Origin of the sequence: Hymenobacter daecheongensis DSM 21074 (assembly GCF_900141805.1) — a bacterium.
GTDB classification, from domain to species: domain Bacteria; phylum Bacteroidota; class Bacteroidia; order Cytophagales; family Hymenobacteraceae; genus Hymenobacter; species Hymenobacter daecheongensis.
The window spans coordinates 1-22488 of sequence record NZ_FQYN01000002.1 but is presented as its reverse complement, the minus strand read 5'-3'; the positions used below and the strand labels follow the sequence as shown (position 1 = coordinate 22488).

General features: G+C 62.6%; 19 protein-coding genes. 10 read left to right on the top strand and 9 right to left on the bottom strand.

From position 1 onward, the window contains the following. Window positions 1-77 precede the first annotated feature (77 nt). Window positions 78-1526, bottom strand: a complete 1449-nt coding sequence (locus BUB62_RS03090) for an ATP-binding protein (RefSeq protein WP_073106090.1) — start codon at window positions 1524-1526, stop codon at window positions 78-80. A gap of 208 nt (window positions 1527-1734) precedes the next feature. On the opposite strand from BUB62_RS03090, the gene BUB62_RS03085 reads away from it, so the two are divergent. Then, window positions 1735-2451 carry an outer membrane beta-barrel protein gene (locus BUB62_RS03085; protein WP_073106087.1) on the top strand — a complete coding sequence of 239 codons (717 nt, stop codon included), beginning with the start codon at window positions 1735-1737 and terminating at the stop codon, window positions 2449-2451. Between the two features lie 131 nt (window positions 2452-2582). Next, window positions 2583-3746, top strand: a complete 1164-nt coding sequence (locus BUB62_RS03080) for a serine hydrolase domain-containing protein (protein WP_200799892.1) — start codon at window positions 2583-2585, stop codon at window positions 3744-3746. Window positions 3747-3768: 22 nt separating this feature from the next. Here the strand turns inward: BUB62_RS03080 and BUB62_RS03075 are convergent, their stop codons facing one another. Both BUB62_RS03075 and BUB62_RS03070 read right to left on the bottom strand, forming a co-directional pair. Further along, window positions 3769-4482 (bottom strand): DUF421 domain-containing protein, encoded by a 714-nt coding sequence (locus BUB62_RS03075; protein ID WP_073106085.1) that lies wholly within the window; start codon window positions 4480-4482, stop codon window positions 3769-3771. A gap of 115 nt (window positions 4483-4597) precedes the next feature. Further along, entirely contained in the window at window positions 4598-5056 is a 459-nt protein-coding gene (locus BUB62_RS03070; protein ID WP_073106083.1) for a hypothetical protein, read from the bottom strand. 228 nt (window positions 5057-5284) lie between these two features. On the opposite strand from BUB62_RS03070, the gene BUB62_RS03065 reads away from it, so the two are divergent. The 3 genes from BUB62_RS03065 (at window position 5285) to BUB62_RS03055 (ending at window position 7682) form a co-directional block, all read left to right on the top strand. Then, the gene (locus tag BUB62_RS03065) at window positions 5285-6439 is read left to right on the top strand and encodes a helix-turn-helix domain-containing protein (RefSeq protein WP_073106080.1); all 1155 of its coding nucleotides are present in this window, start codon (window positions 5285-5287) and stop codon (window positions 6437-6439) included. 122 nt (window positions 6440-6561) lie between these two features. Beyond that, window positions 6562-7074 carry a hypothetical protein gene (locus BUB62_RS03060; RefSeq protein WP_073106078.1) on the top strand — a complete coding sequence of 171 codons (513 nt, stop codon included), beginning with the start codon at window positions 6562-6564 and terminating at the stop codon, window positions 7072-7074. Window positions 7075-7121: 47 nt separating this feature from the next. Then, window positions 7122-7682 (top strand): YceI family protein, encoded by a 561-nt coding sequence (locus tag BUB62_RS03055; protein WP_159437396.1) that lies wholly within the window; start codon window positions 7122-7124, stop codon window positions 7680-7682. Here the strand turns inward: BUB62_RS03055 and BUB62_RS03050 are convergent. After that, window positions 7679-8089, bottom strand: a complete 411-nt coding sequence (locus tag BUB62_RS03050; protein WP_073106072.1) for a DUF983 domain-containing protein — start codon at window positions 8087-8089, stop codon at window positions 7679-7681. The genes BUB62_RS03055 and BUB62_RS03050 overlap by 4 nt on opposite strands. 265 nt (window positions 8090-8354) lie before the next feature. Between BUB62_RS03050 and BUB62_RS03045 the strand changes: the two genes are divergently transcribed. Beyond that, the gene (locus tag BUB62_RS03045) at window positions 8355-9155 is read left to right on the top strand and encodes a penicillin-binding transpeptidase domain-containing protein (RefSeq protein WP_084538787.1); all 801 of its coding nucleotides are present in this window, start codon (window positions 8355-8357) and stop codon (window positions 9153-9155) included. A gap of 190 nt (window positions 9156-9345) precedes the next feature. Here the strand turns inward: BUB62_RS03045 and BUB62_RS03040 are convergent, their stop codons facing one another. Beyond that, window positions 9346-12381, bottom strand: coding sequence for a TIM-barrel domain-containing protein (locus BUB62_RS03040; protein ID WP_073106066.1), 3036 nt, complete (start codon window positions 12379-12381; stop codon window positions 9346-9348). A 122-nt stretch (window positions 12382-12503) separates the two neighbouring features. Between BUB62_RS03040 and BUB62_RS03035 the strand changes: the two genes are divergently transcribed. Beyond that, window positions 12504-12896, top strand: coding sequence for a hypothetical protein (locus BUB62_RS03035; RefSeq protein WP_073106064.1), 393 nt, complete (start codon window positions 12504-12506; stop codon window positions 12894-12896). Window positions 12897-13123: 227 nt separating this feature from the next. Here BUB62_RS03035 and ggt read toward each other — a convergent pair whose 3' ends face one another. Further along, a complete protein-coding gene (gene ggt / locus BUB62_RS03030) occupies window positions 13124-14875 on the bottom strand; it encodes a gamma-glutamyltransferase (protein ID WP_073106061.1) in 1752 nt (583 codons plus the stop codon). Between the two features lie 147 nt (window positions 14876-15022). Here ggt and BUB62_RS03025 point away from each other — a divergent pair, with 147 nt between their 5' ends. Continuing rightward, window positions 15023-17062 carry an alpha amylase C-terminal domain-containing protein gene (locus tag BUB62_RS03025; protein ID WP_073106058.1) on the top strand — a complete coding sequence of 680 codons (2040 nt, stop codon included), beginning with the start codon at window positions 15023-15025 and terminating at the stop codon, window positions 17060-17062. Between the two features lie 80 nt (window positions 17063-17142). Here BUB62_RS03025 and BUB62_RS03020 read toward each other — a convergent pair whose 3' ends face one another. Both BUB62_RS03020 and BUB62_RS03015 read right to left on the bottom strand, forming a co-directional pair. After that, a complete protein-coding gene (locus tag BUB62_RS03020) occupies window positions 17143-17619 on the bottom strand; it encodes a YdeI/OmpD-associated family protein (RefSeq protein ID WP_073106056.1) in 477 nt (158 codons plus the stop codon). A 24-nt stretch (window positions 17620-17643) separates the two neighbouring features. After that, a complete protein-coding gene (locus BUB62_RS03015; RefSeq protein ID WP_159437395.1) occupies window positions 17644-18639 on the bottom strand; it encodes a glycosyltransferase family 4 protein in 996 nt (331 codons plus the stop codon). A gap of 188 nt (window positions 18640-18827) precedes the next feature. Here BUB62_RS03015 and BUB62_RS03010 point away from each other — a divergent pair, with 188 nt between their 5' ends. Further along, complete coding sequence (locus BUB62_RS03010; RefSeq protein ID WP_234988618.1) at window positions 18828-21248, top strand: glycoside hydrolase family 31 protein; 2421 nt, start codon at window positions 18828-18830, stop codon at window positions 21246-21248. A 162-nt stretch (window positions 21249-21410) separates the two neighbouring features. Continuing rightward, complete coding sequence (locus BUB62_RS03005; RefSeq protein WP_159437394.1) at window positions 21411-22034, top strand: outer membrane beta-barrel protein; 624 nt, start codon at window positions 21411-21413, stop codon at window positions 22032-22034. Window positions 22035-22116: 82 nt separating this feature from the next. Here BUB62_RS03005 and BUB62_RS03000 read toward each other — a convergent pair. Next, window positions 22117-22488: Tn3 family transposase (locus BUB62_RS03000; RefSeq protein WP_143164003.1), on the bottom strand; the 372-nt coding region annotated here is incomplete at its 5' end.

Sequence of the window (22488 nt, the reverse complement as noted above, 5' to 3'; positions counted from 1 at the left end):
GTCACATAAGAAAAGTTGACTGGGAGCTTCTAAACGGGCTTTTTGTTAAGGATAATTACATGACAGTTACATAAGATTCAGGCCCATATAGGAATGTATCGGGTATGTTTTTTGGATTTGTTTTCCGGGTCGTAAAGCTTAATCAGTCCGCTGGCCAACGTATCAGCAATGATGCGGGATACTATAGGATAATTTTTCTCTTCAATTCCCATTCGTTCCCGAAACGACTGATTACTCATCTGGTCACCATGCTCATGGCGCAAACACGCATGTTGATAACACGCCCTGATTTTGTCCGCTTTATCCATCAAGCGCAAGGAACGTGGACTATACAGAATGGCCCTGGTGTAATTGTCCCCCTTGATAAAATTTGGCGCAGGTAATAAGTTCTTTTCGCATTCTGCCACTACATAGTCAATACCTGAGCCCCTTTCCTCACAGAAGTTAAGTCGTCGCATCATAGCCGCAACAGCTTCGTTGCGGCTAAGAGGAACGTGGTCAATAAAACGAAGCGGGTCAATAAGAGGCTGTCCTGGGTTAGTGACTTCAATACGGTTGGAAAAAATTTCTACCATTGGTGAAGTGCCACGCACTGTTAAATCCTGATAAATCATGGCGTTAACAATCAGCTCACGCAAAGCCAGAATCGGATATAAAGGGACAGTAACTCTTCTTATTTTGTCCAGATCCTCACGGGCAGGTAGCTGGCCATACAGAAATTGCATAACGCCTTCGAAGGCAAGTGCATATCCTTTCTGGCCAGCCTGTTCTATTTTGGCGGTAGTGCGACCCGTTCCTTCATAAAAAGTTACTCGCAAAGCTTTTCGACCCAATTTATCAAACCTGTGGAGGTCACGAGCGAATAGTAGAGCACCTAAGTTAGTAATGTCAAAATGTTCGTTTCCGTTGCGGAGTATAATTCTTTCTTGCAAAAAACGAGCTAGTACACTAGGTAGACTAGAAGGTACAGGTACATTAAAAAGCCGGAAGAAACCTTCATAGTCCAGTAGCTCCCGCACATGAGCAGCAGGAACGTTGCGCATAGCAGGCTCCTTTTCAAACTCATACTCATGCAATTGCCGCTCTATTCGATGGCGTTCATCCGGATTCAAAGGCCCCAGGCTTTCGCCATCCCGGCCATAATAATGGCCCTTCCAAGCTGTTGGGATGCCAATAGTAGCAGGTGGGATTTCAAACAGCAGCACCCGTTTTCCTTCCTGAACGACTTCGTGAATACCACGGAAAGTGAGCCGGTTAGTGGTCTGTTCAGCAAGCTCGCGGATAATGCTCTGAAGCTTGGTTGCATCGTGTCGGAAGGTGGTTCCGACAATCTGCTTTTGATCGGCAACGCCAAAAACCAACCAGGCCGCATCTGTACCTTGGAGGTTGGCCTCATTACTCAGCGCACTGAAATACTGGCCTAGCTTATCGAAATCAAACGTGTTCTTAGCTTCCTTAAATTCTATAATTTCATTTTCGCCCCGAAGCTGTAGAAGATGATGAAGCTGATCAGATGGGTTTAGCATATTGGCAAGGTAAGCAGCGAAAGAAAAGTATGGTGCTGGCGATGGTAGCTGTGCGCGCCGTGATGGTGAAAGAGGAATGCTATAGCCGAGTGCCACGATGTTTTCCGAGCAGTAGAATCTTTCCAAAAGAAGAAAACCCGGCCGCGGGCCATACAACCTTTCCCACCGGCGCAGGCTCTTTCCCAAACCACGTATACGCCGCCGCGCTATGAAAAAGCTTACCCTCTTTATTCTCGCCGCCCTGGCCGCCCACCTCAGCCACGGGCAGCAAACCGAGTTTTCGGCCCATCTCACCTCAGGCTTAGCAGCTTTCCGCGGGCCGGCCGCCGCCGCCGATGCCTTTATCGTGGGCACGCAATGGAATAGCGGCCGGTATTATACCGACAACCCTTACGGCCGGCAGCCCGGCATCTCGTACGGCGGGGCGGGGCAGGTGCAGCGCATTGGCCCCAAAAAAGGCGTGCTGGGCGTACAGGCCGGCTACGAAGTGCTCCGCAGCCGGGTGCGCATCAGTAATGTGTTCGAGGGCGGCACGGATGCCGGCATTTCGGTGAAAGGGCACACCGCGCTGGCCAATCAGCTCATCAACCTGCATCCCTTTTTCGGGCATCGGTTTGCGCTCAAGGCCCTCGACCTCGACCTGACGGCCGGCCCCGAAGTGGGCTGGCTCCTGAGCAGCCACGAAAAAGGCCGCGCCACTACCACTGGCGGAAGGACGTACACTACCCACACCGCCCGCTATCGGCCCATCGACGTGGATGTACGGGCGCGGCTGAACCTGACGGCCTACTACCGGCGCACCGGCCTGAGCCTGGGCTACTCGGCGGGCCTGAGCGACTACCGCCGCGGCTACGTGGGCGGCACCAACGGCCTATTTTCGCAGGTTTTCCGGGTCGGGCTGGCATACCGCATTTACGGGTTGTAAATCAACTGGCCGTCAGGGGTTTTCGCGAACAATAGGGTGGGGCGAATAATAGCCCGCAAATGCTTTCTTTAGGGCCGGTTTTAATGGCTGCGACTATGAAAGCAAGCAAGGGTAGCGTCAGTATCGGTTTAGTGCTCATAGGGTTACTGCTGGCGCTGCCGCCGGCAATAGCGCAGAAAAGAATTGCCTTCCAGACCCTGGACGGCCGCCGTCTGCGCGGGCCGGACATCGACCGGCTGGTGCAGCAGCTGATGGATACGGCCCGCGTGCCCGGCCTGGCCGTGGCGCTGCTCCAGGACAACCAGGTGCGCTACCTCAAAACCTACGGCTTTCGCAACCTCGAAACCCGCGCCCCGCTGGAGCCCACCACCGCCATGTACGCGGCCTCGTTCAGCAAAGCCGTTTTTGCCTACCTGGTAATGCAGCTGGTGCAGGAAAAGCGCCTCGACCTCGATAAGCCGCTCCATGAGTACCTGAGCAAGCCTTTGCCCGACTACGAAGCCTACCAGGACCTGGCCGGCGACGAGCGTTGGAAGCGCCTCACGGCCCGCCAGTGCCTCACGCACACCACCGGCCTGCCCAACTGGCGCTGGATTGCGCCGGACAAAAAGCTGCGCTTCAAGTTTGAGCCCGGCCAGCAGTACTGGTACTCGGGCGAGGGCCTGCAGGTGCTGCAGCTGGTGGTAGAAACCATTATGCAGCAAAGCCTGACGCAGCTGAGTGCGGCGCGGGTATTTACGCCCCTGGGCATGACGCGCACCAGCTACGTGTGGCAACCGGCCTTCGAGGCCAACTACGCCATCGGCTACGATGAGCAGGGCCAGCCGCTGCCCAAGCGCAAGCGCACCAAAGCCGGCGCGGCCGGCTCCATGGAAACCACGCCCGCCGACTACGCCCTGTTTCTGGCCGCCGTGATGCAGAACAAAGGGCTGCTGCTCGCTACCAAAGCCGAAATGACCCGCGCCCAGGTGCGTATTCCGTATCGGGCGCAGTTTGGTCCGTTGGCCACCGTGGCCGCCCCCGACAGCAACCGCGCCATTCGCCTCGCCTACGGCCTGGGCTGGGGCACCTTCGACTCGCCCTACGGCCACGCCTACTTCAAAGAGGGCCACGATGATGGCTGGGAAAACCACAGCGTCGTGTTTCAGGACCGCCGAAAAGCCCTGCTGCTGATGAGCAACAGCTCCAACGCCGACAAGATTTTTCGGGAGCTGCTGGCTAAGCTACTCGGCGACCAGACCACGCCCTGGGAATGGGAAGACTACGTTCCCTACAATGCCGGGCCGGGTAGATAAGTAGTTAATTTCCTGCTGACAATCACGCAATGCGCTTCGCCTCGCAGGCCGCAACCCACTGGTCCTGCTGGCAGGTGGGGCAGTGGGCCACGTTGCCGCGGGCCAGCTCCTGCACCTGGCCGCAGCAGGCGCAGGCGTGGTCGCCGGCGGTTTCTGCCCGCCGCCGCGCTTCCTGCAGGCGCTCGGGCCAGATGGGCAGGCCGGGCCGCACATCCTCATCGGCGTAGAAATAGACGCTGACTTCGCCGGTAGCCTCAATGTAGACGCGGCGCACCTGGCCCAGGTGCTCTATTTGCTGCTGCCGCAGTTCGCCAAACAGCTCTTTCTGGGTAAGATTCTGCTGCTGAAATTCTTTCATACAGATGCGGCCGTCTTCCACCAGCAGCACGGGCTTGCCTTCGAGCCAGTCGGAGAAGCGCGGGAATTTCTCGGTGAGGCGGTTGAAAAGCAGGTAGAGCCCCGATACCATCACAAACACCACGGCCGCCGACAGCAGCGGCGTATCGTGGTAGAGCATGGCGTCGCCGGCGGCCGAGCCCAGGGCCAGAATGATGCTCAGCTCGAAAATAGACAGCTGTCGCACCCCGCGCCGCCCCGTCACGCGCAACGCCCCGATTACCATGAGGTAGGTAAGTACGCAGCGGAGCGCTACTTCCAGCAAAAACAGCGGCGGGGTTTCTTCCGAGAACAGCAGGCGGTGCCAGTCGAAGGGCGTGATATCGGCGGCGAGGAGCATAGCGGCAAGTAGTGTTGCCTGGCTAACGCACGCGCCGGCTTGCCTGTTGCTGAGTCTTTGTTATGACTTTGTCTATCAGATGCTTATGATGAAAAGTGAAGCTATTAGGCCCGGGCTACTTCTTCATAATGGCCTGCACGTCGTTGGCGGGGTCAGCCAGGTTGGCCTCTTGCGGGGCCTCGCGGCCATTGAACAGCAGCAGCCCCCAGGAATAAGCAGGGCTGCTCAGGTCGAGGGTGGTGGTGGTGCCGGCCGCGGCAAAGCGCAGCTGCGTGGCGGTGGTTTCAATCACCCGGATGCCTTTGGCCTGCAAATACGCCCGCGACTTGGCCATGTACGTCTGGTTGTCGTCGGCGCTGGTGTAGAAATTCGCCTCGCCGTAGCGCTGCTTCAGATGGTCAATCTTGGCCGCATTGGGCGCATACAGCACCGCACACGGCCCCGAAATGGTGAGGGTCTGGCCCTGGGCTACGGTAGTGCTGACTACGTGGGCGGCCGGAGCTGCCCGACGGCGCTGGGCGGGGGCCGGAATCAGGTTAAGCGTGAGCAGCGCAGCGAGTAAAAGTTTGGTCATAGACAGCGGCATAGAACGGGGGAGAGCAGGAACGCTGGAACGAGAGAATCCGGGGTACAAAAGGTACGTAAAAAACCGGCGCTCCGGCTGCTGAAAAAGGGCCGGGCGGGCCGTTTGTTGGCCTGGGGCATTGTTGCTGCCCGCCGGGGCGCTTGCGGGGCAAAAATGACGAGGCGCACCAGCCGAACTCTGGAGAAACAGATCCATAAAAAAGCGGTTCTTTGGCGGATGCAGGTTGCCGTTACTCCCGATGTTGTGGTGCTGTTTGCCGTGCTGGCGCAGGCCGTATTTGCGGCGGGGCTGCTGTGGCTGGCGCGCTACAATCGGGTGCCCAACCGCTTTCTGGCGCTGCTGCTGCTCGCCATTGCCCTGTGGGTGCTCGATGGATTTTTCCGGGTGGCCAACATTTATGGCCAGAACCCGGACTGGTATTTCCTGCCCATCTACTACTCTTTCGCCTTCGGGCCGCTGCTGTATTTCTACGTGCAGAGCCTGGTAAACCACGATTTTCGGCTGCGCCCCCGCCACCTGGCGCACTTTGCGCCGGTGCTGCTGCAGGCGCTGCTCTACTGGTGGCTGTGCTGGCAGCCCTACGCTTTCCGGCTCTGGTTCTGGAACGCGGTGCACCGGCCCTACACCTACCGCATCGAGTTCGTCGGCACCTGGCTGTCGTTGGTGGTGTATCTGGCCCTGAGCCTGCGCCTGCTGCGCCACTACCGCTACTGGCTGGCCGATAATTTCTCCGAAACCTCGCAGCTGCGGCTTTACTGGCTGCGCGGACTACTGCTGTCGTTGGTGGTGGTGAGCGGGCAGTGGCTGGTAGAGGTGGTACTGCGGGAGTTTTTCAACATCTATTACACCTACGACTACTCCACTTGGCTGCTGGGCGGCGTGGTGCTGCTGCTGGGGTTTGGGGGGCTGCGCCAGGCTGATATGCAGGCCGTGAACTTCGGCCCCGCCGAGCTGGGCCAGCCACCAACTGTGGTGCCCTCACCGACCGCACCGGCAGCGGCCCCCCGCGAGCCGGTAGCGGTAGATCCGGTGGCGCTGGCCCGCATCCGGCGGGCGCTGGAAGAAGAGCAGCTCTATCTTAATCCAACCCTGACTCTGGCCGAGCTGTCGGCCCACACGGGGCTGGCCCCGCGGCTGATTTCCTTCACCGTGAACAACGGCTTCGGCAAGTCCTTCAACGAGGTGGTGAACGGCTACCGGGTGGCGGCCGTGCAGCGCCGGCTGGCCCAGCCGGCGCAGGTGGCCCGGCTCACGCTGCTGGGCATTGCCTTCGAGTGCGGCTTTAACTCCAAGACTACCTTCAACCGCATCTTCAAGCAGGTTGCCGGCGTTGCGCCCAGCGACTACCAGCCGGCACCGCCGCCGCGCTAGAGCGGTTTTCAACGGTTTTGTAGGCCCGGATCATGATTTGGGCCGCCCCACATCCGGATGCGGGGCGCTTGGGGCCCGCCGGCCCGCCACCTTTGGACCGTACGCTAACCCCGCTTACGGCCATGAAAAACTTACTCTGTGCGCTGGCTCTGCTGCTGGCCGCCAACTCCGCTGCCCACGCCCAAAACGCCTGGACCGACCACGCCCGCGCATTGCCCGACAAGCTCCGGCAAGTGCCCGTGGGCCTCACGCTCTGGCACACGCCCAACCCCAACTACCCCGAGCCAGACCCGGCCCAGCCCGGCCGGTTTGTGTGGAAGCACAGCACGATGGTACGCAACGAAGTGGGCGAGCCGCTGCAGGTAGTGGAGTGCGGCAGCTTTATCTGGTACAGTGCCGCCGGCTGGCAGGCCAACCTGACCCAAACGCCGGCCGAGTTTGCCACGCTTTTCGGTTGCCCCCGCGGCCAGCTGCGGCCGGGCCAGGTTTACACGTTTGCCAAAAACTACCGCTACGCCCAAAATGCCGCAAGCCTCTACGGCGGCGATGCGCTCTGGTACATTCTGGCCCGCGACGCGGCCGGCAAGCTCTATAAGGGCTTTGGCCTGATTGAAACCGAAGCCGCCGTGCGCTGATGCTGCGGCGCTGCTCTCCAACCATCTTTATTCAACCCATGAAAGTCATGAAACTACTTCTGCTCATTCTGCTGACCAGCCTGCTGGCAGCCGCTCAGCCCGCCGCCACCACGTACCGCATCGACCCCGCTGCCAGTCGCCTCACCTGGACCGGCCACGCCGAAGCCGGCGACTGGGCCCCCACCGGCGCGGTGCAGCTCCGCCAGGGCCGGTTCGACTACGCCGGCACCCGCCTGCAAAATGGCCGCTTCGAGTTCGATATGGCTACCATTTCCCACTCCGATACCCAGCTGCAGGAGCACCTGCGGGGCACTGATTTCTTCGATGTAGCCCGGTTTCCTACCGCCGTCTTTACGCTACGCGCCTTGGCTGCGGGCCAAGTCGTGGGGGAGCTCACGCTGAAGGGCATCAGCCGGCCGGTGCGGTTTCCGGCCACCTTTAGCCGCCAGCCCGATGGCAGCCTGCGCGTGCGCGGCACCGCCAGCATCGACCGCACGGAGTTTGGGGTGAACTACAATTCCACGAGCTTTTTTCAGAATCTGGGCAGCTACGCCATCCGCAACGATTTCCAGCTGGCCTTCGAGCTGGTAGCGCGGCCGGTCCGTTAGGCGCGTGGCGGGGCCGGGGTGGTTTTGGCCGCGTCGGGGTTGTAGTGAATGCCGCCGAACAGATGCAGCATGATGGCGCGGGAATAGCGCAGCACCAGCGGCGTGGTAATCAGCACCAAAAGCGTGACAATCAGTACATAAACCCAGGTCGGCGGATCGTTGAACAGATAGTAGGCCGCCGCGCCGCCAACGAAAAAGCTGGCCACCGAGAAGCCGTAGCTCACAAACATGGCTCCCCAGTAGAAGCCCGGCTCCGGTTCCAGCGCCAGGTCGCAGATGGGGCAATGGGCGTGCATCTCGGCGAAGCGGGTGCTCAGGGCGGAGGTGACAAACAGCTTGCCCCGGCGGCAGCGCGGGCAGCGCAGGTCGAGCAAAGCCAGCGCGGCAGAATCAGTTTTGGTAGCCATAGTGAAAGCGGAAAGGTAAGGGACGGCGGGTAGTTTCGGGGTAGGAGAAAGTGTGGGGGCGGCGGCCGGCTGGTTTTGGCCGACTCGGCCAGGCCGCGGCTCGTGTACGAAAAAAACGCCGGGTGGCGCTACATTCCCACGGGCCGTATATTGCGCAGTTCGTTTTCGGGTATGATGCTTGCGGAGCGCCACGCACCACCCGAAAATCTGTCTCCGACCCCGGCTGCGGGCCGCCCGCTTCCGCCTTATCCTCTTTTCAGCGTCAATGCGTTTTCTGCTTCTTCTTGGTCTGCTGACAATGCAAGTGGGCGCTATGGCTCAGGCAGTGACCGAACGCAATTTTCAGAAATATTTCGATGAGTACGGGGTGCGGGGCTCGTTTCTGCTCTACGACCAGGCGGCCAACCGCTTCACCTCCTACAACATGGCCCGTTGCAACGAAGGCTTTCTGCCCGGCGCCACGTTCGAGATTCCCACGGTGCTCATTGCCCTGGAAACCGGTACGCTGAAGGACACGACCCAACTCATTCACTACGACGGCACGCCGCCCGCCGACCGCGCGTGGAACAAAGACCGGCCCATTGGCTGGGCCATCCGCAACACCTGCGACCCGTGTTTCCAGCAGGTGTCGCGCGATATTGGCGTGCTGCGCTACCAGCAGCAGCTGATGGGGCTCAAGTACGGCATGATGGTGGTGCTGCCCGAAACGCTGGACAGCTTCTGGCAGTCGGGTGTGTCGCGGGTGTCGCAGTTCGAGCAGGTCGCGTTTCTGCGCCGGCTCTACGCCCGGCAGCTGCCCATGGCCCGCCGCAGCCAGGAGCTGACCAGAAAGATGTTTCTGCTCAAATCGACGGCCGGCTGGTCGCTGTATGGTAAGACGGCCAAAACCCAGCGCGGCAAAATGCACAACGGCTGGTTTGTGGGCTGGCTGGAGCGCGCCGGCAACGTGTACTTCTTCGCCCTGAACGTGGAGCCCAAAGACGGCAAGGAAGCCACCGACCAGTTTCTGCGCAGCCGCCGCGAAATAACCGAGCGCCTGCTGCAGGAGCTGAGCCTGCTGCCGTAGAGCAGCTGCTCAGTCGAATAGCGTGGTAGCAGCGCCGTGCGGGCGGTGACCTCTCCCCAACCCCTCCCCAAAAGGGAGGGGCTTAGGTTAGCTTCTGACGAGTTATCCGCTGACGAGTCTGGTTCAGAACTCGCGTCTGGCACCCCTCCCTTTTGGGGAGGGGCTGGGGGAGGGGTCACCGCTCGCGCGGCTAATTCTGTTCCCGCAGCAACACCAGGCGCTGGTGCTGGCCGTTCATTTCGGCCCAGTACACGCCGCCGGGCAGCGGCCGGCCGGCGGCATCCAGGCCATTCCAGGGCAGGCTGTGGGTTCCGGCGGGCTGCGGGCCGGCCGCCGTCAGGGTGCGTACCAGCGTGCCAGCCGCGTTGCGAATCCGGATGGGGTAGGTGCCGGGCGTGGTGAGGGAATAGCGCAGCGTGGTGCTGCCGCCGAACGTGCGGTTGTCGGGGGCTTCCAGGGTGGCGGCTTCGGGGGCAATGTCGCGCAGCGGAGCCGTATTTAGCCGCAACCCCTGCACGGAAACGGTTACCGGCTTGCTTTCGAGCAAAAAGCGCAGGCGCAGCTGCCTGGTGGCGGCCTCGTATTGCCACTCGGTGGCGGGCACGGTTTCGCCATCGAGGAGCACGGCCGTGGGGGCGGCGGCCACGCGCGGTATCAGCAGCTCAATGCTTCGCCAGGCCGGGGCGTTGGGGTAGGCTTTGCCGCGCACACTCACCCGGATATCGGTTTGGGTGGCGCTGGTTTTGCCCTGAAAGGCCAGGAGCTGGTACAGCCCGGTTTGCGCCACCAGGCCCGATTTGCCGTCGTCGTCATACAGCGCGAAGCTGGAGGTGGGCACGGCGGGGTCGGCGTAGTAGCGCACGCGCAGCGTATCGGTGCGGTAGCGGGCGGTGGTGGGCACGTAGGGAGCCAGGGGCAGAAACGCGCCGCCCCGCACCAGCAGCGGAATGCGGGCCAGCGGGGCCGCCACGCCCACCGTGCGGCCGCCGGGCAGGGTCTGGTTGGTATAGAAATCAATCCAGGGGCCGGCGGGCAGCACCACGTTGCGGCGGCGCTGGCCGGGCTGCAGCACGGGCGCCACCAGCAAATTAGGTCCTAGCAAATACTGATCGTTCACGTTGGCTAGGGCGGCCGTATTCTGCTGGGTAAAAGCTTGTTGCTGCCGCGCTGCCAGCCGCTGGCGGCCCCATTCGCTGGAAGCGGTGGTGTTCCAGCTCCAGTCGGCCGCACCCCATTCAGCGGTGGTGGCGTTATCGGGGCTCAGGCCGGCCGCGGCTTCTTCCCCGCTGGCCTGGCGCAGATACGAGGCACCGTAGTTCATGGGCCGGGCCAGCGGGGTGCCGGTCTGGTTGTTTTCCCAGGCCAGCGTGTAGAGGTAGGGCAGCAGCTGGTAGCGCAGCCGGGCCGCCTCGCGCACAATGCCCTGGTAGGGCTCGGGGTACCAGTAGGGCTCGGGCGGCACGCCCTCGCCGTGGGGACGCATGATAGGGCAGAGACTGGCCATCTGCAGCCAGCGCGTGTACAGCTCACTATCCACGGGTCCCACGCAGAAGCCGCCGGCATCGGAGTGCATGTAGCCTACGCCGCCCAGGCCCATGCCCAGCATGATGGGCACCTGGGCCTGAAACCCCGACCACGAGCGGTTGATGTCGCCGGACCACGGGAAAATGGAGTGGCGCTGCATGCCGGCCCAGCCCGAGCGGGCCAGGTTGAAAAGCCGCTCCTGCGGGTAGGAGCGGGCGTAGTTTTCGCTCAGAATACTGGCCCAGGCCTGCCCGTAGGCATTGTGAATGCGGCGGGTGGGGCCCAGGTCGTAGCGCATGTCGGCGGGCTGATTTTCGGGCTCGCCCAGGTCGCTCCACCAGCCGCCCACGCCGTCCTGCTTCAGGCGGTCGTACTGCTGCCACATCCACTGGCGGGCTTTGGGCCGAAACATATCGAGCAGCGTGGCGGGCCCCGCCCAGAACGACTCCACGGTGTAGGGCGCGGTGTTGGTGAGGTCGCGCCCCACCAGGCCCTGCTGGCGCACCAGCGCATCGTTGCGGGAGGTGCGCATCACGTAGGGCTCCGAAATCAGCAGGGTTTTGACGCCGGCCGAATCCAGGCGGCGCATCATGCGCTTCGGGTCGGGAAAGTTTTCGGGCACCCAGCGGAAGTCGCCCTGCTTTTTGGTGCCCCCAAACCAGTACAAGTCCAGCACGAGGCCATCGAGCGGAAAGCCGGCGCGGCGCATGCGGCCGGCCACCTGGTACATTTCCTGCTCGGTTTTGTAGCCGAAGCGGCTCTGAATGAGGCCCAGCCCCCAGCGCGGCGGTAGCGGCTGCCGCCCCGTGAGGGCCGTGTAGCGGCTCAGGATTTCGGCGTACGAATTGCCCACAATGATAAAGTAGCCCAGGTTGGTGAGGCCCTCGCCCCGGTATTCGAGGGTACTTTTGTCGGTAGCGCCCAGGTCGAGGGTGCCGGCCGTGTGGTGGTCGAAAAACAGCATGTAGCCCCGGCTGCTCACCACCGTGGGCAGGCTCACGTTCAGCGTGGGCTCGCCGTTCTGGTAGCTGTAATGGGCTTCGTTGTAGAGGCTGAGCCTGCGCCCGCGGCGGTCCAGGGGCAGAGCGCGGGAGCCGGTGCCGTAGAGGTGCTCATCGGGCTGTAGGCGGAAGGCCACGCCAGTGCCGCCGGCGGGCACCTGCCCGGCCGGCAGCTGCCGAAACGCGCCGCCACTCTCGGCCACCACCGTTTCGCCGCCCCGCTGGTAGCTCACGCGCAACGGGTTCTTCTGCACCACGATAGTGCCCGGAATCGTGCCGCCCGCTACCAGCGGCCACACCAGCGCCCCGGCCTGGTTGCGCACCAGGCTGCCATCGGGCTGCACGTTGTTCAGGTAAGGCTCCAGCTTGGTATTGGGCATTGGCGCGGCTGGCTCCTGCACCACGCTCACCGAAGAGTCGGGCCGCACGGGCTGGCCGGCGGGGAAGTATTCTACCCGCACCACCCCCGTGGCCCAGGGCCGCACGCGCAATGTGCCGCCGTCGGTGCTGCGGATGGTCAGCGTACCGTCGGCGTAGCGGTGGGAGCGGTAGCTGCCGATGGCAATGGCCGGGGCCACGGTTTCGCGCTTCCCGAATGGGTCCTGGGTGGGTGGGCCGGCCGTGCGCTGGGCAAGGGCAGGCGGCGCCAGGGGCAGCAGCAGAAAGGGCAGCAGCAGGGATCGGCAAAAACGGGCAGACATGGCGGCGGAAATCGATGAAGCCGCCAAGATAGTGCGCTGGCGGCGGCGAGGCTAGCTTTGGCAGCAACGAGGCGGCCAAATCTGGCGTACAGCCTACCTCAACCCCTAACGCCCCCTAAGCTATGGCCCTCTCCTCTGCCAACCTCAACGACCACCTCTATTCGACCAACCTGGCCCTGAGCGACCTGTTCAACAACCACACCTTCGCCCATGACCCCAGCGGCCTGGTGCCCCTCATCGACAGCTGGGTGCCCTACCTGCAAAACTCCACCAGCTCCGTGACTACCACGGCCGCCGCCGCCCTGAGTCAGCTGAAGCAGTACGTGCAGTCCGGCGACCGGGCCAACGCCAGCGCCCTGCTCCAAACGCTGGGTGAGCAGGCCTCCAAATCCGCCGGCAACATCCACGAGGCAGTCGGCACACACCTGCACAACGGCCTCGGCGACCAGATGCGCCACCTGGGCCAGCTTCTGATAATGGCCTCCGGCAATCTGCGCGGCTACGTGGCTAAATAGTGAAGTTGTGAAGGGTGAAGTTGTGGAAGGTTCTGTCATCCTGAGCTTGCGAAGGACCTTCCTCTATTAAGCGACAAGCGTTTTTAAATATACAAAGCCCTTTACTGTTTGCGTGGTAAAGGGCTTTGTGCGTTGAAAGAGTTTTGTCTGTTATTAGAGGAAGGTCCTTCGCAAGCTCAGGATGACAGAACCTTCCACAACTTCACCCTTCACAACTCCACCTTCCCCTAATACCCCTGCGCCGAGTCGTCGCCGCGGGGGTCGGCGCCGCCTTCCAGGCGGCCGTCGGGCAGGATTCGGATGGCGTCGATGCGGCCCCAGGGGCTGCGGGGCTTGAGCAGGTAGCCGCGCTGGCGCAAGGAATCCAGGCCCACGATGGTCAGCGCGTTTTCTTCCACGTCAATCTGATCGGGGAGCCACTGGTGGTGCAGGCGCGGGGCGGCCACGGCCTGCTGCATGGTCATGTCGTAGTCCAGCACGTGCAGAATAGCCTGCAATACGCTGGTGATGATGGTGCTGCCGCCGGGCGTGCCCACCACCATCCGGAGCTGGCCGTTTTGGGTGAGAATGGCAGGCGTCATCGACGAAAGCATCCGTTTGCCGGGGGCAATGGCGTTGGCCGCGCCGCCCACCAGCCCATAGGCGTTCGGCACGCCGGGCTTGCTGCTGAAATCGTCCATCTCATTATTGAGCAGAAAGCCCGCCCCAGCCACCACTACCTTGCTGCCATAGGCCCCGTTGAGCGTGGTCGTGCAGCTCACCGCGTTGCCCTGCGCATCCACAATGCTGTAGTGCGTGGTCTGGTCCGATTCGTAGGCGGGAATGTTGGTGCCGGCCGTCACGCTTTGGCTGGGGGTGGCGCGGTGGGGCTGCTTGGTGGCCATCCGCTGGCGGTTGTAGTCTTTATCCAGCAATTGGGCCACGGGCACCTTCCCAAAATCCGGGTCGCCGAGGAAGGTGGCGCGGTCGGCGTACACGCGCCGCTGGGCCTCCGTGATGAGGTGCACGCCGGTGGGCGAATGCCAGCCGGCCGCGCGCAGATCGTAGGGCTCCAGCATCTGCAGCATCTGCAGCAGCGCCACGCCGCCGGAGCTGGGCGGCGGAAACGTCAGCACGTCGTAGCCGCGGTAGGGGCCGTGCAACGGGGTGCGCCATTTGGGCTGGTAGCTTTTCAAATCCTGCTTTGTGATAAGGCCTTTGCCCCGCTGCATTTCGGCCACCAGCAGGTCGGCGGTGGGGCCTTCGTAGAAGCCGGCGCGGCCCTGGTCGCGGATGCGCTCCAGCGTGCGGGCCAGGTCGGGGTAGCGGATCAGGTCGCCCGCTTTCCAGGCCGGAGCGCCGGCGGCGGGCAGGTAGGCCGCGGCGGCGTTGTAGCGGCGGAAGCTTTCCTTGGTCCGATTGAGGCCGGTGGCTTCTTTTTCCGTCAGCGCCAGGCCCTTGGCGGCCAGCTCCACGGCGGGCTGCACTAAGTCTTTCCACGGTAGCAGGCCCAGCTTTTTGTGCAGCGCCTCCATGCCGGCCACGGTGCCGGGCACGCCGGCGGCCAGGTGGCCCAGTGTGCTTAAGTCAGGAACCACGTTGCCCTGCCGGTCAAGGTACATGTCGCGCGTGGCGGCGGCGGGGGCGGTTTCGCGGAAGTCGAGGGCCCCTTCCTGGCCGTCGGCGGCGCGGTAGAGCAGGAAGCCGCCCCCGCCAATATTGCCGGCCACGGGCAGCGCCACGGCCAGCGCAAACTGCACCGCAATGGCCGCATCATACGCATTGCCACCCCGGCGCAGCACCTGCACCCCGATGCGCGAGGCCTCCGGATGCGCCGACACAACCATGGCTTTGCTGGTGATAACGCCGGGCACGGTCCGGGGCGGGGTGGCATAGGGCACGGCAGCTACCGTGGTGGCCACGTCGGCGGGGGCATGCGGAACGGCGGTGGTGCAGGCCAGCAGCGCCGCCAAACCCAGCAAGGACAGGCGAGATTTCATGGGCGGAAGGTAAGTCGGGAAAGCAAAACAGCGGCGCGGGAAGTAGCGCGAAAATCTGTTTCGCGCTACTTCCCGCGCCTCCTAAATAACGGAAACCCTTTCGCAATCAACGGGTAGTTGTAGATTTGGCCCAAACCCTGATTCGCTATGGATACTCTCGCTCCTTCCGCCGCCACCGCTACGCTGCCGCTCGTGCAGCACGATGCCTGGCTCGCGCCCTACGAGCCAGTGCTGCTGGCCCGGCAGCAGCGCCTGCAGCAGCGCCTGACCGACATAACCGCGCAGTATGGCTCGCTGGCTAAGTTTGCCACCGCCCACCAGCGCCTGGGCCTCAACTACGATGGCCGCCGCCGCGGCTACTGGTTCCGCGAGTGGGCCCCGGCCGCCACGTATCTGTCGCTGATCGGGGATTTCAACCAGTGGGACCGGGGTGCCACGCCCCTGCAAAAAGGTGCAGACGGCGTGTGGAAAGTGTTTCTGGCCGACAAAGACTACCAGGGCCGCCTGGCCCACGGCAGCCATTTCAAAGTACACGTAGCGGGTGCCAACGGTGGCAAAGACCGGCTGCCCGCCACGCTGCGCCGCGCCGTGCAGGACGAGCAGACCAAGGACTTCGCCGGCCAGATCTGGCGCCCCGAAACGCCCTTCACCTGGACCGACCAGAAATTCCGCATTCAGAATTACGTGCGCGAGCCGTTCATCTACGAGGCCCACGTGGGCATGGCCACCGAAGAGCACCGGCTGGGCACCTACCTCGAATTCGCGGAAAAAGTGCTGCCCCGCATCCAGGCCCTGGGCTACAACTGTATTCAGCTCATGGCCATTATGGAGCATCCCTATTATGGCTCCTTTGGCTACCACGTCGCTAATTTCTTCGCACCCTCGTCTCGTTTCGGCACGCCTGAGGAGTTGAAGCACCTGATCAATGAGGCCCACCGCCGCGGCATTGCGGTACTGCTCGATGTGGTGCACTCGCATGCCGTGAAGAACGAGGCCGAGGGGCTGGCCAACTTCGACGGCTCCGGCGGCCAGTATTTCCACGAGGGCGAGCGGGGCAACCACCCCGGTTGGGACTCCAAGCTGTTCGACTACAGCAAGCCCGAAGTGCAGCAGTTTCTGCTCTCGAACCTGCGCTACTGGCTCGAAGAATTTCACTTCGACGGCTTCCGCTTCGATGGTGTCACCAGTATGCTCTACCACCACCACGGCGAGGGCGTGAGCTTCGGGAGCTACGACCAGTATTTCGGCCCCGAGGTGGACGAGGACGCAGTTTTGTACCTGCAATTGGCTACTACGCTCATGCACGAAATGAAGCGGGGCGCGCTGCTCATTGCCGAAGATATGAGCGGCATGCCCGGCCTGTGCCGCCCCATTCCGGAAGGCGGCATCGGCTTCGACTACCGCCTGGGCATGGGCATTCCCGACTACTGGATCAAGCTGCTCAAGCACCAGCGCGACGAGGACTGGAACCTGGGCGAGCTGTGGTACACGCTCACCAACCGCCGCGCCGGCGAAAAAACCGTGGCCTACGCCGAAAGCCACGACCAGGCCCTGGTGGGCGACAAAACGCTGGCCCACTGGCTGCTGGATGCCGCCATCTACGAGCACATGCACAAGGGCGACCCCAGCGCCGTGGTGGCCCGCGGCGTGGCCCTGCACAAAATGATCCGGCTGCTCACGCTCAGCCTGGGCGGCGAGGCCTACCTGAACTTCATCGGCAACGAGTTCGGTCACCCCGAATGGGTCGATTTTCCGCGTCAGGGCAACGACTGGAGCTACCAGCACGCCCGCCGCCAGTGGAGCCTGCCCGACAACCCGGACCTGAAGTTTCAGTACCTGCAGGCCTTCGACCAGGCCATGATAACCACCGCCCGCCAGCGCCGCCTGCTGGCCGCCCCGCCCGCCCAAAAGCTGAACGAAGACCACACGAACCAGGTCCTGATCTTCGAGCGCGGCGGCCTGATTTTCATCTTCAACTTCCACGTCACGGCCAACATCCCCGACTACCGCTTCTTCGTGCCCCAGCCCGGCCGCTACCGCATCATCCTGTCGTCGGATGATGCTCAATTCGACGGTTTCCAGCGCGTGGATGGCTCACTGACCTACGAAACCTTCCAGGAAGACGGCGTAGATAAGCTCAGCCTGTACGTGACGAACCGCACAGCGCTGGTGGTGGCGCGGGTGTAGAGCCCACGTACTTCCAAACAGAAAGCGCCCGGCATTGCCGGGCGCTTTCTGTTTGGAAGTACGTGGGCTTGAACAGGCTATTACCCCAGCTTCTTACCCGCCGAAATCAGTTCCAGTGCCTCCTGCACGCGGCGCGTGCGGGTTTCGGGCTTTTTGGCGCGCTCAATCCACTGCACGTATTCGCGGCGGTGGGGGTAGGCCAGAGCATCGAACTTGGAGCGCATACCGGCCGTGCGCAGTACCCGCTCCAGGTCTTCGGGCAGCTCCATGGGGCCTTCGTCAATATCGAGGCCGATGACGACCTGCACGTCGGAGGTCCAGCTTTTATTGATGGTGTTGCGCAGCTGCTTATTCACGGGCAGCGTGTATTCGCCTTCTTTATTCTGAATGAGGGTGAGGCGGAAGGGGAAGCCATCGAGGGTGCCGCGCACGTGAAACGGGGCGCGTTGGGGCGCAAAGACGGTGGGCACATCGAAGGGCATTACGATCAGTACGCCGCCATCGGTGCTATCGAGTTCGAGGGTGGCTTCGAAGCGCTGTTCAGAAGAATCAGACATGAAAAAGGGAAATAAGCGGGCCGGCTATTGGGCCGGCATGAAGCTGTTGAGGGCCGCCTGCAGGGCGGGCGTATCGTGCGGGGCCACCACGCGGTAGCGGGCGGCGGGGAAGTCGTAGAGCGTTTTCAGGCGCTCCGCCACGGCGGGCGAGGCGGCCAGAATCAGGTCGGCGCGGCGCAAAGTTAAGCGTTCCAGCTCCAGGGCCCAGCCCCGGTCGGCAAAGGTGTTGCGGTCGGCGGCCAGCGAGTGCACGTGCAGCACCAGCGGCCGGCCCGTAAGCTGCCGGATTTCGAGGGCGGCCAGCCACACGGGCCAGTCGGCGGCATAAATCACCGCAAACTCCTGCGCCAATGCCTGGGGCGCGGCAAGGCGGGCATACTGAATGATGCGGAAGTTGAGGTCGTCGCCGACATCGGTGCCATCGGTCCGCAGGGCGGCCAGCGCCCGGATCAGGGGCGACGGAGCCGCCGTGAGGGGCGCTTCGGCCGTTGCGGGAGCGGCTTCGAAGGCGGCTGCGCCGCTTAGCGTCAGGCTGTCTTCGGGCTGGCTCAGGGCGCTGGCTTCGGCCGTGCCGGGCTCGGTGCCTTCGGCGCTGGCGGCGGGCAGATGCTCGGGAGTAGTCAGCGGCTTATTGTCGAGCCTGCCCCCAGTTGCCGGCACGGCCGCTTTTGCCGCCCCGGCCACCGAAGCCACGGCGGCTGCGGGGGCGGGTGCAACTACGGCGGTGGGCGGAGCGGCCGCGCCGGCGTAGGGCGCGGCCGGGGCCTGCCACGCGCCGGCGGGGCGCTCAGCGGCGGCCAGCTGGTGCGGGTCCAGATTGCCCAGGCCCGTAATTCGAGTGTGCGGAATGGTGATGGCCGCGGCCGGCAGGTGGGGCAGCAGCACCGATAGCGCCAGGGCCGGGGCCAGCTGCTGGGCCAGCACCAGCGGGCTGGGGTGGGCCGGGGCCGCGGTTTTCAGCGGCTCGTCCCAGCCCAGCAGCAGTACTTTCAGCGGCAGCAATTTCATCGGATCAGCCAAAGGCGTAAAAAGAAAATAGGAAATAAAAATGCCGTTAAGCTGGCCAGGAAGGCCCTTTTGAGGTTCGAGGAGTAATGTTAGGCAAATTTCGCGGGAATCGTTTTTTACCTTGCAGGCTTACTTCTTGCGCTTCCGGCCCGGCCGGAATCTTTTTTTGCCCCACCTTTTGCCCCTCCCCCCGCGCCGCTATGATTCAGGAAAATAACTACATGGTCAATGACCTGGCCGCGAAAGGAAAGCAGGAGTTTTTCCCCGGCCAGGTGCTGACGTGTACGCAGCACAACCACGACTTCCTGTTTGCCTGCGACAACGGCGTGCAGCTGCGCCTGCACGTTATCAACGATAAAATCCTGCGCTTTCGCTATGCTACCGAGGTCGGCTTTGCCACCGATTTCAGCTACGCCGTACCGGCCGATATTCCCCGCCAGAGCCCGGAGTTTCTGGAGTTCCGCGAGAAGCCCGACCACTACCGCATCACCACCGACCGCCTGATCTGCACCATTGCCAAGGAAAACCTGCGCGTGCGGGTGCTCGACCGCTCGGGCAACGTGCTGACGGCCGATGAAAAAGGCTTCCACTGGGAATACGACGACGAAACCGGCAACGACATCGTGAAGATGAGCAAGCAGGTGCAGAGCGGCGTGCACTACTACGGCCTCGGCGACAAGCCCGACAACATGAACCTGCGCGGCAAGCGCTTCACCAACTGGGGCACCGACACCTACGGCTACACCAAAGGCAGCGACCCACTCTACAAAAACATTCCCTTTTACCTGGAATTGCAGCAGAAAATCGCCCACGGCATTTTCTTCGACAACACCTTCAAGGCCAGCTTCGACTTTGCCGCCGAGCGCGCCGATGTGACCAGCTTCTGGGCCCAGGGCGGCGAGATGAACTACTATTTCATCTACGGCCCTTCCCTGATGGAGGTGACGGAGGAATACACGCGCCTGACCTGTCCGCCCGAGCTGCCGCCGCTGTGGGCCCTGGGCTACCACCAGTGCAAGTGGAGCTACTTCCCGGAAAGCAACTTCCGCGACATCGCCAAGGGCTTCCGCGACCGGAAAATCCCCTGCGACGCGCTGTACCTCGACATCGACTACATGGACGGCTACCGGTGCTTCACCTGGAGCCCCACGCACTTCCCCGACCCCAAAACGATGGTGCGCGAGCTGGCCGAGGACGGCTTCAAAACCGTCGTTATCATCGACCCCGGCATCAAGATTGACTCCGCGTATCCGGTGTATACCGAGGCGCTCGAAAAGGACTACTTCTGCCGCCGCGCCGACGGCCCGCTGATGAAGGGCTCGGTGTGGCCGGGCCTGTGCAACTTCCCCGACTACACCCGCCCCGACGTGCGCGAATGGTGGGCCGGCCTGTTTAAGGGCCTGATTCAGGAAGACGGCGTGCGCGGGGTGTGGAACGACATGAACGAGCCCGCCGTGTTTGAAAAAGGTACGTTTCCCGATGACGTGCGCTTCGACTACGATGGCCATTCGGCCTCGCACAGAAAGGCCCACAACATCTACGGTATGCAGATGGCGCGGGCCACGGCCGAGGGCGTAAAGCGCTTTTCGTACCCCAACCGGCCCTTCACCATCACGCGCAGCACCTACGCCGGCGGGCAGCGCTACTCCTCGGGCTGGACCGGCGACAACATTGCCAGTTGGGAGCACCTGTGGCTGGCCAACATTCAGTGCCAGCGCCTGAGCATCTCGGGCTTCAGCTTTATTGGCTCCGATGTGGGCGGCTTTATTGATACGCCCGACGGCGAGCTGTATGCCCGCTGGATGGCGCTGGCGGCCTTCCACCCGTTCTTCCGCACCCACAGCTCCGGCGACCACGGCGAGCAGGAGCCCTGGAGCTTCGGCGACGCCACCACTGACCTGGCCCGCCGGTTTGTGGAGCTGCGCTACCGCCTGCTGCCCTATATGTACACCACCTTCTGGCAGTACGTGAAAAAAGGCACGCCCATGCTGCGCCCGCTCACCTTCCTCGACCAGACCGACACCGAAACCTACCTGCGCATGGCCGAATTCGGCCTTGGCGACCATCTGCTCATCTGCCCCATTACCCAGGCCGGCGCCGATGGCCGCTGGATGTATCTGCCCCGCGGCGACTGGTTCTACTACTGGACCGATGAGCTGAAGCAGGGTGGGGCCGAAGTGTGGGCCAGCGCGCCCCTGGACCGGATTCCGCTGTTCGTGCAGGCCGGGGCCGTGCTGCCCATGTACCCCGTGCTGCAGTACGTGGGCGAGAAAAAGGTGACGGAGCTGACCCTGCACGTCTACTTCAAAAACGGCCTTCAGACCAGCGTGCTCTACGACGACGGCGGCGAAGGCTACGGCTACCAGGACGGCCAGAGCACCACCCGCCGCTTCACCGTGCGCGGCACCGAAACCGGCCTCACGCTCACGCAGGAAACCGAAGGCGAATACCAGCCCTCGTTCGGCACCTACCAGCTCGTGCTGCACGGCCTGCCCTTCCCCCTGACTACCGCCACCGCCGATGGCGTGGCCACCGACAGCACGAAAGTGGCTGCCGAAGCCGGCGAGGCGCTGCCGGGCCTGGTGGTGCCGGCGGGCTTCCGCGAATTGGTAATAGGCTAAGCAGCTTGTGTCCATTCCCAAAGCCCTGGAACGCTTCGTTCCGGGGCTTTTTTGGTTGTAGAATGAGCAGGGGTATATATTTGACGGACTATTTTCCTAAGCTTCTCATTCCTGCTATCAACTCGTATGATTCCCCGATTTCTGACGTGCGCCGGTGGCGTTTTGGTTTTTTTGCTGGGTAGTCAGCCCGTATTAGCCCAGGCTGATGCATCTACAGGCGTTGAGCCTCGCTGGTATGTGGGCGCGGAAGCCGGTAAGCAGATAAGGACGTATAGCATTGACCGGCAGGGTTTCGGCCAGTTTACCTCTTCGCTGGGTGCGCAGGGTGCCTATGCCGTGTCGCCCAGACTGTTGGTGCAGGTGGGAGTGCAATATGGGCGAGGCAACAAGCCCAATGAGGAGTTACAGGGCAGCGGGTCGTTTGCGCACTATCCGCAAACGGAGCAGATAACCCGATCCTGGACGGTACCGGTTCAGCTGCGCTGGTCTTTGGCGAAGGATCCGCACCGGTTTCGGCTGGAAAGTATAGCCGGAATCGGCCTGTGCTTTTTTCGCCAGCGCGAAACCGGCACCAATACCGCTACAGCTACCAAGTTTGTGAAGACGAATAGTGGGACCAACGGGTATTTAGATGCGGGAATCGGCGGGCGGCTACGGCTCAATCCTCAGTTCGATCTGACCGCCGACCTGCTGCTGAATGTGAATATGGCGCGGCCCAACAACAGCTACTTTCCCATCGCTCCGGGCTTTGGGTCCGGCCTTAGTCTGCAGTACAAGTTTAGGTAAACGGGTTTTTCCGGTCCCGGAAGCGTATTTAAGCGAAGCGCTCATAACTGGGGTAGCACAAGAGTAAGAACAGAAATTCCCGTTAGGGCAGTTGGGCGAGCTGTTCTTCCAGGCTCGTCGGGTCGCGTAGCGGCCGCAGTTGGCCGGCCGCAATGCCCTCGGGCAAGGTAAAATCGTAGCGACCGAGCATGTTGATGTGCTCGTGCAGCAGGGGCGAGAGCCGGGCCACCTCGCCCGGCTCCGGCGGTTCGGCCACGGCCTGGTGTTGTTCCAGCGCCTGTTGCAGATAGCGGGTATTCCACAGCACCAGGGCGTTGACGACCAGCCCGAGGGCGCCCAGCTGGTCCTCCATGCCCTCGCGGTAGCGCTGGCGCAGTTCCCCCTTCTTGCCGTGAAACACGGCCCGGGCCAACTTTCCGCGTCTTGCCCTCCGACGCGTCCCGCCCAGTACGAG